The 12,904-nt window shown below is 69.5% G+C and carries 12 protein-coding genes; 6 read left to right on the forward strand and 6 right to left on the reverse strand.

Annotated features, from left to right (window positions below; all coding sequences use genetic code 11):
• Nucleotides 1-98 precede the first annotated feature (98 nt).
• Nucleotides 99-1,133, reverse strand: a complete 1,035-nt coding sequence (gene glpX / locus ABT004_RS33635; protein WP_351344645.1) for a class II fructose-bisphosphatase — start codon at nt 1,131-1,133, stop codon at nt 99-101.
• A gap of 265 nt (nt 1,134-1,398) precedes the next feature.
• Between glpX and ABT004_RS33640 the strand changes: the two genes are divergently transcribed.
• Nucleotides 1,399-1,932: a DUF4245 domain-containing protein gene (locus tag ABT004_RS33640; RefSeq protein WP_451189641.1), complete on the forward strand. Its 534-nt coding sequence runs from the start codon at nt 1,399-1,401 to the stop codon at nt 1,930-1,932.
• A 91-nt stretch (nt 1,933-2,023) separates the two neighbouring features.
• Here the strand turns inward: ABT004_RS33640 and ABT004_RS33645 are convergent, their stop codons facing one another.
• From ABT004_RS33645 to ABT004_RS33660, 4 genes are all read right to left on the reverse strand, one after another.
• Nucleotides 2,024-2,614, reverse strand: coding sequence for a malonic semialdehyde reductase (locus ABT004_RS33645; RefSeq protein ID WP_351344648.1), 591 nt, complete (start codon nt 2,612-2,614; stop codon nt 2,024-2,026).
• Nucleotides 2,615-2,753: 139 nt separating this feature from the next.
• Nucleotides 2,754-3,008 carry an exodeoxyribonuclease VII small subunit gene (locus ABT004_RS33650; RefSeq protein ID WP_351344651.1) on the reverse strand — a complete coding sequence of 85 codons (255 nt, stop codon included), beginning with the start codon at nt 3,006-3,008 and terminating at the stop codon, nt 2,754-2,756.
• Nucleotides 3,009-3,022: 14 nt separating this feature from the next.
• Nucleotides 3,023-4,240, reverse strand: coding sequence for an exodeoxyribonuclease VII large subunit (xseA, locus tag ABT004_RS33655; protein WP_351344654.1), 1,218 nt, complete (start codon nt 4,238-4,240; stop codon nt 3,023-3,025).
• Nucleotides 4,241-4,295: 55 nt separating this feature from the next.
• Nucleotides 4,296-5,672, reverse strand: a complete 1,377-nt coding sequence (locus ABT004_RS33660) for an APC family permease (RefSeq protein ID WP_351344657.1) — start codon at nt 5,670-5,672, stop codon at nt 4,296-4,298.
• Nucleotides 5,673-5,749: 77 nt separating this feature from the next.
• Here ABT004_RS33660 and ABT004_RS33665 point away from each other — a divergent pair, with 77 nt between their 5' ends.
• Together ABT004_RS33665 and ppgK are read left to right on the forward strand one after the other, a co-directional pair.
• Nucleotides 5,750-6,814: a 4-hydroxy-3-methylbut-2-enyl diphosphate reductase gene (locus ABT004_RS33665; RefSeq protein WP_451189637.1), complete on the forward strand. Its 1,065-nt coding sequence runs from the start codon at nt 5,750-5,752 to the stop codon at nt 6,812-6,814.
• Nucleotides 6,815-6,843: 29 nt separating this feature from the next.
• Nucleotides 6,844-7,593, forward strand: a complete 750-nt coding sequence (gene ppgK, locus ABT004_RS33670; protein ID WP_351344663.1) for a polyphosphate--glucose phosphotransferase — start codon at nt 6,844-6,846, stop codon at nt 7,591-7,593.
• Between the two features lie 20 nt (nt 7,594-7,613).
• On the opposite strand, the gene ABT004_RS33675 is transcribed toward ppgK, so the two are convergent.
• Nucleotides 7,614-8,243, reverse strand: coding sequence for a DUF6542 domain-containing protein (locus tag ABT004_RS33675; RefSeq protein ID WP_351344665.1), 630 nt, complete (start codon nt 8,241-8,243; stop codon nt 7,614-7,616).
• A gap of 159 nt (nt 8,244-8,402) precedes the next feature.
• On the opposite strand from ABT004_RS33675, the gene ychF reads away from it, so the two are divergent.
• The 3 genes from ychF to ABT004_RS33690 all read left to right on the forward strand — a co-directional run bounded on the left by ychF (nt 8,403) and on the right by ABT004_RS33690 (nt 12,802).
• Nucleotides 8,403-9,491: a redox-regulated ATPase YchF gene (gene ychF / locus ABT004_RS33680; RefSeq protein WP_351344668.1), complete on the forward strand. Its 1,089-nt coding sequence runs from the start codon at nt 8,403-8,405 to the stop codon at nt 9,489-9,491.
• Nucleotides 9,492-9,695: 204 nt separating this feature from the next.
• On the forward strand, nt 9,696-11,165 hold the full coding sequence (locus ABT004_RS33685; protein ID WP_351344671.1) for an AAA family ATPase: 1,470 nt from the start codon (nt 9,696-9,698) through the stop codon (nt 11,163-11,165).
• Between the two features lie 380 nt (nt 11,166-11,545).
• Complete coding sequence (locus ABT004_RS33690) at nt 11,546-12,802, forward strand: NucA/NucB deoxyribonuclease domain-containing protein (RefSeq protein ID WP_351344674.1); 1,257 nt, start codon at nt 11,546-11,548, stop codon at nt 12,800-12,802.
• The last annotated feature ends 102 nt before the right edge of the window (nt 12,803-12,904 follow it).

Raw genomic sequence — 12,904 nt, forward strand, 5'->3', positions numbered from 1 at the left:
GACCCCCGCTGCTCAATCGGGCATTTTAAGCCCCGCCGGCGATTGAGGCGCGGGGTCCGGGGCGGAGCCCCGAGGCGTCAACCACGGGTCCCCGAAACCTACTTGGCCCGGTCGAAGTCGATCGCGCTGTAGGCCCGCAGCTTGCTCAAGCGATGCGTGGAGTCGATCTGCCGAATCGTCCCGGACTTCGACCGCATCACAAGCGACGACGTGTGCGCCCGCTCCGAGTCGTACCGCACCCCCCGCAGCAACTCCCCATCGGTGATCCCGGTCGCGACGAAGAAGATGTTCTCGCCGGAGACAAGGTCGTCCGTGGACAGCACCCGGTCCAGATCGTGCCCCGCGTCGATCGCCCGCTGCCGCTCCTCGTCGTCCTTCGGCCACAACTTGCCCTGGATCACACCGCCCAGGCACTTGATCGCGCAGGCCGAGATGATGCCCTCGGGCGTACCGCCGATGCCGAGCAGCAGGTCGACGCCGCTGCCCTCGCGCACGGCGAGGATCGAACCGGCGACGTCGCCGTCCGAGATCAGCTTGATGCGGGCGCCGGTCTCCCGGACCTCCTTGATGATCCCCTCGTGCCGCGGCCGGTCGAGGATGACCACGGTGATGTCCTCGGGCGCGCGCTTCTTCGCCTTGGCGACGCGGCGGATGTTCACCGACACCGGGGCGTTGATGTCCACGTAGTCGGCGGCCTCGGGGCCGGTGACCAGTTTGTCCATGTAGAACACGGCGGACGGGTCGAACATCGTGCCGCGGTCGGCGGCGGCGAGCACGGCGATCGCGTTCGGCATGCCCTTCGCGCAGAGCGAGGTGCCGTCGATCGGGTCGACGGCGATGTCGACCTCGGCGCCCGTTCCGTCACCGATGTGCTCCCCGTTGAAGAGCATCGGGGCCTCGTCCTTCTCACCCTCCCCGATGACGACCACGCCGTTCATCGAGACGGTGGAGACGAGGGCGCGCATGGCGCGCACGGCCGCGCCGTCGGCGCCGTTCTTGTCACCGCGGCCCACCCAGCGGCCCGCGGCCATGGCGGCGGCTTCGGTGACCCGGACGAGTTCCAGGGCGAGGTTGCGGTCGGGGGCCTCGGAGGGGACCTCGAGCTCGGACGGAAGCTGGTGATGCTCGGTCATCGAGACGCACCTTTCTGTTCCGGGATTCACCGGGATCGTTCGGCTTCACCGGGATACGACAATAAGGAGGGGCGCCCGGAGGGCTCGTTGGAAGGGCGGTGGCGGGCGACGGGCGGGCGGATGGGGGCGGTATTGGGGAGAACTCTATCGTCGGTCAGACAATCTGAGCAGACCGCCCCACGGATGAGCGGACCGGTCGATGCCGGACCGCGCGAATCCGGACCTCCCGGCGGAGATCATCGGGCGACCTGCGACGATGGGGTGCGTGGCAGCAAGAAACGGTAAGAAAACGGTCGGCAGCCTGGTCCTCTCGCTCGGCGCCTGCGTCCTCGCGGCCGGCGTGATCTACCTCTTCGTTCCGCACGACGATTCCGGGGAGCCGCAGGTCAAGCGCGTCGACTACAAGGTCGAGCTGTCGACGGCCCGCCGTGCGGCGCCGTACCCGGTGGCCGCGCCGACGGGCCTTTCGCACGACTGGAAGCCGACGTCCGTGCGCTACCAGGGCACCGCGAACGACGCGTGGCACCTCGGGTATCTCGACCCGAAGGGGCAGTACGTCGCCGTCGAGCAGGCGACCGGGCGGTCGAAGAAGTTCATCAACGAGGCGAGCCAGGGCGCCTCCGCGACCGGTCGCACGCAGGAGATCGGCGGCGAGACCTGGGAGCGCTACAAGGGCGAGAAGTACGACGCCCTGGTGCTGAAGCAGAAGGGTGCCACCACGATGGTGACCGGCACGGCCGACTTCGACCAGCTGACGAAGATGGCCGAGGCGCTGGAGATGAAGCGCGAGAAGGTGTGACGGGTCCTGTGACGGGTCCGTCCGCCCCGTAACGAGGAAGGGCCCCGGCCGAAGCCGGGGCCCTTCCTCGTACGTTCTGCGTCCACGCGACTCAGATGGTCGTGATGACCTGCTCCTGCTCGAGGCGCGGGGAGCGCGGGAACCAGGCGTCCTCGCCCGGCTTGCCGATGTTGATGACCATCAGCGGGGAGTGGTCGTCGTCCAGGAACTCCTTCTGGACGCCGGCGAAGTCGAGGCCGGTCATCGGTCCTGCGGACAGGCCCGCGGCGCGGATGCCGATGATGAAGTAGGCGGCCTGCAGCGTCGCGTTCAGCGTGCCGGCCTGCTCGCGGACCGGACGCTCCGAGAAGAACATGTCCGAGATCCCCGGGGCGTGCGGAAAGAGCTGCGGCAGCTCCTCGTGGAACTCGTGGTCCGTGGAGAGGATCGCGACCAGGGGGGCGGCGAGGGTCTTCGGCTGGTTGCCCTCGGCCATGTGCTTGACGAGGCGCTCGCGGGCCTCGGGGGAGCGGACCAGGGTGATGCGCAGCGGCGACTGGTTGAAGGCCGTCGGGCCGTACTTGACCAGGTCGTAGATCGCTGCGACCTGCTCGTCGGTCACGGGCTCCGACGAGAACGTGTTCGCGGTGCGGGCCTCGCGGAACAGCAGGTCCTGCGCGGCGGGGTCAAGAACGAGAGACATGGATCAACCTTCTCGGTGCGACGGTCACGGCTGCGGCGATCCGTTCTGTCCGGATCGGCCCACATGGAGGACGGTACGCCGATGAGGTTCAACCTTCAACAAAACGCTTCGTGACGCTGTTCACAAGGCGACGCCCCGGTCACTCCTCGTCCTCCGCCTCCTCCTCGTCGTCGCCCCCGGCCTCCTCCGCGAGCGCCGCGTCCAGGCGGGCGCGCGCGCCGTCCAGCCAGCGGCGGCACACCTTCGCCAGCTCCTCGCCCCGCTCCCACAGCGCGAGGGACTCCTCAAGGGACGTGCCACCGGCTTCCAACCGCCGGACGACATCGATCAGTTCGTCCCGCGCCTGCTCGTAGCCGAGCGCCTCGTCGGCCGCCTGTGCCGTCTTCGTAGCCATGCTGCTGACCGTCCTCACGCTTCGTCTTCTGTTACTCGTACGGTGAATTCGCCCTCGGAGACGCGGGCCCGCAGCTCCTCGCCGCCGGCCACCTCGTCCGCACCGCGCACCACGTGCCCGTCCGGCCTCTGCAGCACCGCGTAGCCCCGCTTCAGGGTGGCCGCGGGGGAGAGCGCCACCACGCGCGCGTGCGTGTGCGTCAGCTCCGACTCGGCGCGGTCGAGGAGGTGGCCGAGGGTGCGGCGGGAGCGCTCGGCCAGCGCCGCGATCTGTTCCTCGCGCTCGTCGACCATGCGGTGCGGGTCCTCTATCGAGGGGCGGGCGAGGGCCGCCGCGAGCCCTCGCTCTTCCCGCTCCAGGAGGGACTCCACGCTGCGCCGCGCCCGGTCCCGCAGCCAGCGCACCCGCTCGTACTCCTCGCCGACGTCCGGCACGACCTTCTTCGCCGCGTCCGTCGGCGTCGAGGCACGCAGGTCGGCCACGTAGTCGAGCAGCGGGTTGTCCGGCTCGTGGCCGATCGCGGAGACGACGGGCGTACGGCAGGAGGACACCGCACGCACCAGCTGTTCGTCGGAGAACGGCAGCAGGTCCTCCACGCTGCCGCCGCCGCGCGCCACGATGATCACGTCGACGTCGTCGAGTGCGTCCAGGTCCTTGACGGCCTGCACCACCTGCGGCACCGCGTGCACGCCCTGCACCGGTACGTTGCGCACCTCGAAGCGGACGGCGGGCCAGCGGCGCCGCGCGTTCTCCAGCACGTCGCGCTCCGCGGCCGAGGCGCGGCCGGAGACCAGGCCGATGAGCTGCGGCAGGAACGGCAGCGGCTTCTTGCGGTCGTCCGCGAAGAGGCCCTCCGCGGCAAGCGCCTTCTTCAACTGCTCCAGGCGCGCGAGCAGTTCACCGACGCCGACCGGGCGGATCTCGGCGGCCCGCAGCGAGAGCTGACCGCGCGGCGCGTACCACTCCGGCTTCGCGTGCACGACGACGCGGGAGCCCTCGCGCACCACGTCCGCCACCGCGTCGAACACCTGGCGGTAGCAGGTCACCGCCACCGAGATCTCGTGCGACGGGTCGCGCAGCGTCAGGAACACGACGCCCGCGCCCGGTCTGCGGGACAGCTGCGTGATCTGACCCTCGACCCACACGGCGCCGAGCCGGTCGATCCATCCCCCGATGAGCCGCGACACCTGGCCGACGGGCAGCGGGGCGTCCGCGGACGTGTTGACAGCCATGCCGTGAGCGTAGTCGCAGGCACCGACAACGCAGGTGGTCCCCGGTGCGGACGCCCTACGCGGCCGAAGACCCGGCAGGCTCGGCGCGGCCCCGCTGCACCGCCAGCACCACGAGCCCGATCGCCAGCCAGATCGCGCCCACCACCTGCGCTGTCGGAGACGCCTCCACGATCACCGCGACGGTGATCGCCGCGCCCAGGACCGGGATCACGACATGCCGCCACCAGCTCACGGCGCCGCCACGGCGACGTACCGCGAAATACCCCACCACGCTCGCGTGCAGCAGCGTGAAGGCCGTCAGGGCGCCGATGTCGACGACCGAGACCAGGTGGTCCATGCCGTCGTCCCGGCTGGCCGCCCAGACCGCCGCGACGAGCGTGATCACCGCGGCGAGCAGCAGCGCCACCCGCGGCACCCCGGCGTACGTCCGCGCGAGCGCCTTCGGCAGCCGCCGGTCGCGGGCCATCGCGAAGAGCAGCCGTCCGGCCGCCGCCTGCCCGGCGAGTGCCGCGAACGCCGCGCCGATCGCCTTGCTCACCGCCACCAGGTCGTGCAGCCACGAGCCGACGGACGCGTCCACGGCGTCGTAGAAGGCGCTGCCCTGCTTTCCGGGGTCGGCGGCGAGCTGCGCCGACGTGGTGGGTTCGAGCAGGGCGACCAAGTAGGTCTGCGCGACGAACAGCACACCCGTGAAGACGAGGCAGAACAGCACCGCCCGCGCGACCTTCGCCGAGCCCCCGGTGACCTCCTCCGCGAACGACGCGATGGCGTCGAAGCCCAGGTAGGAGAGGACCGCGACGGACACCGCCCCGATCACCGCCGACAGCGCGAACGCGCCCTGCGTGCCGTCGCCGGTCAGCGGGGACAGCCAGTCGCGCTGCGGCCCGTCCGTGGCCAGGATCACGATCGCCGAGACCACGAAGACCAGCAGGACCACGATCTCGAGCGCCAGGACCGCGAACCCGACCCGCGCCGCGGCCCGCACGCCCCACAGGTTGAGCAGCGTCGTGATCACCACCGCGAGCGCCGTCCACACCCACTGGGAGACCGAGGGGACGAGCGAGTTCATCGCGATGCCGGCGAAGAGATACGCGACCGCGGGGATCAGTACGTAGTCGAGCATCGCCATCCAGCCGGCGATGAACCCGGGGCCCTTTCCGAGACCCGCGCGCGCGTAGGCGAAGACCGAGCCCGCCTGCGGGGCCACCTGCACCATCTGGGCGTAGCTGAACGCGGTGAACGCCATCGCGATCGTCGCGACGATGTAGACCAGGGCTACCGCGCCGTGCGATTTCGCGTCCAGGGTGCCGAAGACGCCGACGGGCGCCATAGGGGCGATGAAGAGGAGCCCGTAGACCACGAGGTCCCGGAAGCCGAGACTTCGCCGCAGGGCCGTCTCTTCATGCGTGACGTGGGGGGTGTCGGCGGACATCGTGCCTCCGTAGATCGCGCGCAGACTTCCAGTCTCCCCACCGGGACGATCTTTGACCTCCCGGGGTCGCCCTTACGATGGGGAGCATGACTGCAACTCCCGGCCCGCCGCCCGCCACCACCCCAAGCGGAGACGCTCCGCGTCGCAGTGACAACCGCCGCGTCCTGCTCGCCGCCCCCCGGGGTTACTGCGCCGGTGTGGACCGTGCCGTGATCGCCGTCGAGAAGGCCCTCGAGCAGTACGGGGCCCCCATCTACGTCCGCCACGAGATCGTGCACAACAAGTACGTCGTGCAGACCCTGGAGCGGAAGGGCGCCATCTTCGTCGAGCAGACGGAGGAGGTGCCCGAGGGCTCCATCGTGATGTTCTCGGCGCACGGTGTCGCACCGACCGTCCACGAAGAGGCCGAGCGCGGCAAGCTCGCCACCATCGACGCCACCTGCCCCCTGGTGACCAAGGTTCACAAGGAGGCCGTCCGCTACGCCAACGACGACTTCGACATCCTCCTGATCGGGCACGAGGGCCACGAAGAGGTCATCGGCACGTCCGGCGAGGCCCCCGACCACATCACGCTCGTCGACGGCCCCGAGGACGTCGCCAAGGTCGAGGTCCGCGACCCGGAGAAGGTCGTCTGGCTCTCCCAGACCACGCTCTCCGTCGACGAGACGATGGAGACCGTCGACGCCCTCAAGGGCAAGTTCCCGGGACTGATCTCGCCGCCCAGCGACGACATTTGCTACGCGACCCAGAACCGCCAGCTCGCCGTGAAGCAGATGGGCGCCGAGTCCGACCTCGTCATCGTCGTCGGCTCGCGCAACTCCTCGAACTCCGTGCGCCTCGTCGAGGTCGCCAAGCTGGCCGGCGCCCGCGAGGCGTACCTCGTGGACTACGCCTCCGAGATCGACGAGTCCTGGCTCGACGGCGTCACGACCATCGGCGTCACCTCCGGCGCCTCGGTCCCTGACGTGCTCGTCGAGGAGGTCCTGGAGTACCTGTCGAAGCGCGATTTCGCGGACGTGGAGATCGTGAAGGCGGCCGAGGAGTCGATCACGTTCTCGCTGCCCAAGGAGCTCCGCCGGGACCTGCGCGCCGAAGCCGCGACGCTGGTCGGCGAAGCCGGGGAATCCGCTTCCAAGGAGTGACTGTCGGTCCCCCGTCGTAACGTGGAGTCATGCAGATCTTCGGAGTGGACATCGGCGGATCCGGGATCAAGGGCGCCCCGGTCGACCTGGAGCGGGGCGACCTCGCCCAGGAGCGCCACAAGGTGCTGACCCCGCACCCGGCCACGCCCGAGGGCGTGGCCGACGGGGTCAAGCAGGTCATCGAGCACTTCGCCGACGTGCGGCCCGACCGGGTCGGCATCACGTTCCCAGGCGTCATCACCGGCGGCGCCACGGTCCGCACGGCGGCCAACGTCGACAAGAGCTGGATCGACGTGGACGCGCGGGCCCTGCTGAGCGAGAAGCTCGGCGGGCTCCCGGTCACGGTGCTCAACGACGCGGACGCCGCGGGCGTCGCCGAGATGCACTTCGGCGCGGGCCGCGGCCGCAAGGGCACCGTGCTGCTGCTCACCTTCGGTACGGGCATCGGGAGCGCCCTGTTCACCGACGGCGTCCTCGTGCCGAACACGGAACTTGGCCACCTGGAGCTGAACGGGCACGACGCGGAGAAGCACGCCTCCACGAAGGCGCGCGAGGACCACGACCTCAGCTGGGAGCAGTGGGCGCACCGCGTGCAGAAGTACCTGGCGCACGTGGAGATGCTCTGCTCGCCCGAGCTGTTCGTCATCGGCGGCGGGATCAGCCGCAAGGCGCACAAGTTCCTGCCGCTGATCAAGGGCATCAAGGCCGAGATCGTCCCGGCCGAGCTGCAGAACAACGCGGGGATCGTGGGCGCCGCGATGGCGGCATCGCGCGCGTAGAGCCCCCGGGCCAACAGTCCCTAGGCGGTACGACGCCGGGGGCCGGGCGCCTGTGACGAGCGTGAGGCAGCCTTGCCGGCGGACGGCTTGCGGCCACCGGCCCGGCGCACCGCGGCCCGCCGGGCCATGAGCCGCACCTTCCGTACGGTCACGAGCACACCGGTGATGAGCGTCCCGCCGTACAGCCAGATCGCGTTCATGGCGAGCGTCGTCGCGACCCCCATGACCTGCGGCCCGAAGCCGCCGCTGCCCTCGGAGATCGGCACGATGCCGACGGCGAACGCGATCGGCACCACGACCGGCGCCGTCACCAGGTCCGCGCCCCGCACCCACACCGCCGTAAGCCCGCTGACGAGCAGGAACAGCACCCCGTAGACGGCCGGGGAGCCCCCGAACAGCAGTCGGTCGAGGAACCCGAAGACCAGCATGGCGGCGATGCAGAACAGTCCACTGCCCCGCCCCGTGAGCCGTGGGTTCGGGAAGCGAAGGGGGCGGCGTCCGGGAGCCGACCGACCCCCACGGGCGGCGCGGTACACGGTGGCGGACTCACCGGACGGCGCTGCGCCGTCCTGGCCGCCCTGCGCCTGCGGCGGAAGCGGGGCCGTGCGGCGGGGCCGGGCCTGCGGGGATCGCGTCCTGGGTTGCTCCACGAACCCAACATAGATGCGCTTATGTGCCCAATAGCCCAAGGGACACGCACTTTGGCAGAGCTTGACCGCGCTTGGCGGCAGTCGGGCGGGCCGGGCGAGGCCGTAGACTGGTGGATCGCCCTGCCCCACACCACCACATCACGTACGGGAAGTCGCAACGTGTCGCTCACGATCGGAATCGTCGGTCTGCCGAATGTCGGCAAGTCGACCCTGTTCAACGCCCTGACCAAGAACGACGTGCTCGCGGCCAACTACCCGTTCGCCACGATCGAGCCGAACGTCGGCGTGGTCGGTGTCCCGGACGCCCGCCTGACCAAGCTGGCCGAGATCTTCTCCTCGCAGAAGGTGCTCCCGGCCACGGTCGACTTCGTCGACATCGCGGGCATCGTGCGCGGCGCCTCCGAGGGTGAGGGCCTGGGCAACAAGTTCCTGGCGAACATCCGCGAGTCCGACGCGATCTGCCAGGTCATCCGCGCGTTCCAGGACGAGAACGTCGTGCACGTCGACGGCAAGGTCGAGCCCAAGAGCGACATCGAGACGATCAACACCGAGCTGATCCTCGCCGACCTCCAGACCATCGAGAAGGTCCTGCCGCGCCTCCAGAAGGAGTCGCGCATCAAGAAGGACATCGGCCCGAAGGTCAAGGCGGTCGAGGCGGCCAAGGAGATCCTGGAGAAGGGCGAGACGCTGTCCTCCGCGGGCATCGTCCAGGGCTCCGACGCCGAGGAACTCCTCCACGACCTGCACCTCCTCACGACGAAGCCCTTCCTCTACGTCTTCAACGTCGACGAGGACGAGCTCACGGACGAGGCCTTCAAGGACGAGCAGCGCGCCCTCGTCGCGCCCGCCGAGGCGATCTTCCTCAACGCCAAGCTGGAGGCGGACCTCGCCGAGCTCGATGAGGAGGAGGCCCTCGAACTCCTCCAGTCCGTCGGCCAGGAGGAGCCGGGCCTCGCCACGCTGGCCACGGTCGGCTTCAACACCCTGGGCCTCCAGACCTACCTGACGGCGGGCCCGAAGGAGTCCCGCGCCTGGACGATCAAGAAGGGCGCGACGGCCCCCGAGGCGGCCGGTGTCATCCACACCGACTTCCAGAAGGGCTTCATCAAGGCCGAGGTCATCTCCTTCGCCGACCTGGTCGAGACGGGCTCCGTCGCCGAGGCCCGCGCGAAGGGCAAGGCCCGCATGGAGGGCAAGGAGTACGTCATGCAGGACGGGGACGTGGTGGAGTTCCGCTTCAACGTGTGAGTGCGTTTCGCCCCTGGTTCGGCACAGTAAACGTGCGGGCCAGGGGCTTTTCTGTGCGCTGCGGGTGGCGGACGTCGTGGCGTCCTCGGGAACGTTCAGGAGGCCGGGGGTTGTTCGGCGGCATGGGCGTCACGCAGCGCATCGCGGTAATTACTGAGGTATGGTTCAGTGAAATGTACTTCAGCGTTATGGTGAAGGGTTGGGATGGCCGAGAAGCCGGCGCATGTGTTCCACCGGGCGCAGGAGTGGGACGGGCTGTCCGCCTTCGTCGAGCGCGAGAAGCAGGCGGCCATGCTGGGTGTGGTCAGCGGCCGGCGGCGGCAGGGGAAGAGTTTCCTGCTCGAGGCCCTGGTGCGGGAGACGGGAGGGCTGTACTTCGGGGCGACCGAGGCGACGGAGGCGGAGTCGCTGCGGTTGTTCTCGGATGCGCTGGTCCGGCACACGCGTGAGGTGATCGAGTACCCCTTCCGCGACTGGAACGATGCGATTTCCTATCTGTTCCGGCAGTACCGTGGACGGCCGACCCCGGTGGTGATCGACGAGTTTCCGTTCCTGTCCAGGACGTCACCGGCGCTGCCCTCCATCATTCAGCGCGAGTTGGGGCCCGGTGGCAGTGGGCAGGGCAGCCGGGTCCGGCTGCTGCTGTGCGGGTCGGCGATGTCGGTGATGGGCGGGATGCTGTCGGGGCAGGCGCCGCTGCGCGGGCGGGCCGGGCTCGAGATGGTTGTCCAGCCCTTCTCGTACCGGGAGGCAGCCGAGTTCTGGGGCATCGAGGACCCGCGGCTCGCGCTGCTCGTGCACATGGTCGTCGGAGGGACGCCCGCCTATCGTGAGGAGTTCGTCGCCGGTGATGTGCCTGCCGGTCTGGAGGACTTCGACGCCTGGATCCTGCGGACTGTGCTCAACCGGCAGAGTCCGCTGTTCCGTGAGGCCCGCTACCTCTTGGCAGAGGAATCCGACATCAGGGATCCGGCGATCTACCACTCGGTGCTCGCCGCGATCGCGACAGGTAACACGGTCAACGGGGCGATCGCCAGCTACACAGGCCGTAAATCGGACCAGATCGCGCACCCGCTCAACGTGCTCGAGGATTGCGCACTCATCGCGAAGGAGCCCGATCTGTTCCGGGCCGGCCGCGCCCGCTACCGGATCGTGGAACCTCTGGTCACCTTCTACGAGGCGATCATGCGGCGCCGCTGGGCGGAGCTGGAGCGGGGTAGGGGCCAGACCGTCTGGGAGGCCACCAGGCCGACGTTCGACAAGCAGGTGGCAGGGCCGCACTTCGAGGCCGTCTGCCGTGAGTTCGCCGCGGACGCGGAGGCCGAGCTGTTCGGGGGCCACCCGGCCGAGGTCGGTTCCGGCGTGGTCAACGATCCGGCCGGGCGCAGCCAGATCGAAATCGACGTGGTCGTGCTCGCGGCTCAGGAACCGAGCGCGCCGCGCAGGATTCTGTCCCTTGGCGAGGCCAAATGGGGCGAGGTGATGGGACACGGTCATGTGCACCGGCTCGAGCGGGCCCGGGAGCTCCTCGCGAGCAAGGGCTACGACACGCGTGACACCGTGCTGGCCTGTTACTCAGGGGCGGGGTTCACTGCCGAACTGAGCGCCGAACGGCGCCCGGACCTCGCCCTGGTCGGCCTCGATCGGCTTTACGCCGACCAGGGGCGACCGTAGCGTTTGTGTGACCGTGGGGCCGTCCCGTTCTCGGGGCGGCCCCGTTCGCGTGCCCGGGGGCAACGTCGAACGATGCGGGCGGAATTGGCCCGTTCGCCAGTGAGGTGACGATGGCCGCGCGGTGGTGGAGGGGTGAAGGCGTAGTTGTGTCGTGGGTGCCTTCTCGCGCGGGACCTGCGGCGTCGGAATCCCCGGGGGTGCCGGTGTCCGTGTGGGGCGTGGGCGGACGGGTGGGCCTGATTGCTTCGCCTGCGGCCGGGGCGCATTGACATCCCGGCTCGCTTGTCGTGAGCATCACAGGCGACCAACTGGGGGTAATCGTGCGTAAAAGACAACGGGGCTCCATAGTCTCGCGCCGGACCAGAATGCTCGCGGGGGCCGTGCTCGGGCTCCTGTTGGTGGGGACGGCCACGGCCTCACCCGCGGCGGCGGCCTCGCCCGATCCGTCGGGGAAGACGGAAGTCCGGGCGACGATCCGCGTACTCGACGACCTTCCCGCCTCCTCCTTCACCGCACCCGGCGTTGATGACGACGGCCTGTCCGCACCGCCCGCCAAGAAGTTCTTCGCGAAGCAGCCCGAAGACGCGGGCCAGGCAGGGCCCTTGGTCGATCCGCCGATACCTTCTCCCTCGCAGTCGATCACGCCCGAGGAATGTCTCGGCCACGACAGCTCGTTCTCCGGCGCGGGTTGGGCCAAGGGACGGTTCGCGAGCTGCCAGGGCAAACGTCTGTGGGTGCAGAAGGTGGACTGCCTGATCGGTGACTGGTTCTGCAGCGTCGTCGGCAACGCCTACGCCGACATGGCCGTCATCCACTACACGAAGAACGACAGCGACTTCCGGGACATCCTGGAGGTCACCTACGTCGGCAACTGGCGCGTGACAGGCGACGTCAGCGGCGTCCCGCTGACGATCCGCAGCACCTGCGACGTGACCTCCGGCGGTGGCTCGTGCAGCCGTGACTCCGGCGGCACCACACGCTCGGTGGACAGTTGGGTCGCCGGGGGCACTTCCTTCGAGTACGCGAGCTTCGCCCAGGACGGCGGCGCCGCCCCGAACGCGCTCGCCACGGCGGACCTGCGGTGGGTCGCCACCGTGGTCAGCGACATCGGGCCGAGCACCCAGCGCAGCGACCCGAGCCAGGCGCGCTGCGACCGCGCGAGCTACTTGCTGCGCTCGGGTGCGGGGCAGGGCTGCGTGTTCCCCTGGGCCCCGATCCCGACCTGGACCGTCAACAAGTCGCAGAGCCCGCAGACCGCCCAGAACATCTGGGAGGCCCAGAACAATCCCAACGCCACCCAGCCACCGTCGAGTCGGCTCAAGGCCATCCCGGCCGTGCTGCACCGCACGGCGAACGCCACGGAAATCCGGCGCCACCGCGGAGTCGCCGGACGGGCCTGCACCACCTTCTTCCCGGGCAAGTACCCGGCGCCGAACACCGACTGCGACGAGTACCCGATGGCCTCGACGCGAGAAGGCTCGGTCAACAAGGCGGACGGCGTGCGCGACTATGTCGTCAAACCCATCAACAGCACCGACAACCAGGACGCGGGCAGGGATCTGAACCGCTTCTACGCGGCCCAGCGCATCATGGGCAGCGACGGATGGAACGACGCCTTCCAGGTTCGCGTCCCATGAGTACGTCCACGAGTACGTTCATGAGTACGTTCATGGGCACACCCTTCCGGTAGCCCGGAGGGGGCAGCCTTGACCGTGCGGTGGTGGGGCGGCCACGGTGGC

Origin of the sequence: Streptomyces sp. NPDC002790 (assembly GCF_040295505.1) — a bacterium.
GTDB lineage: Bacteria > Actinomycetota > Actinomycetes > Streptomycetales > Streptomycetaceae > Streptomyces.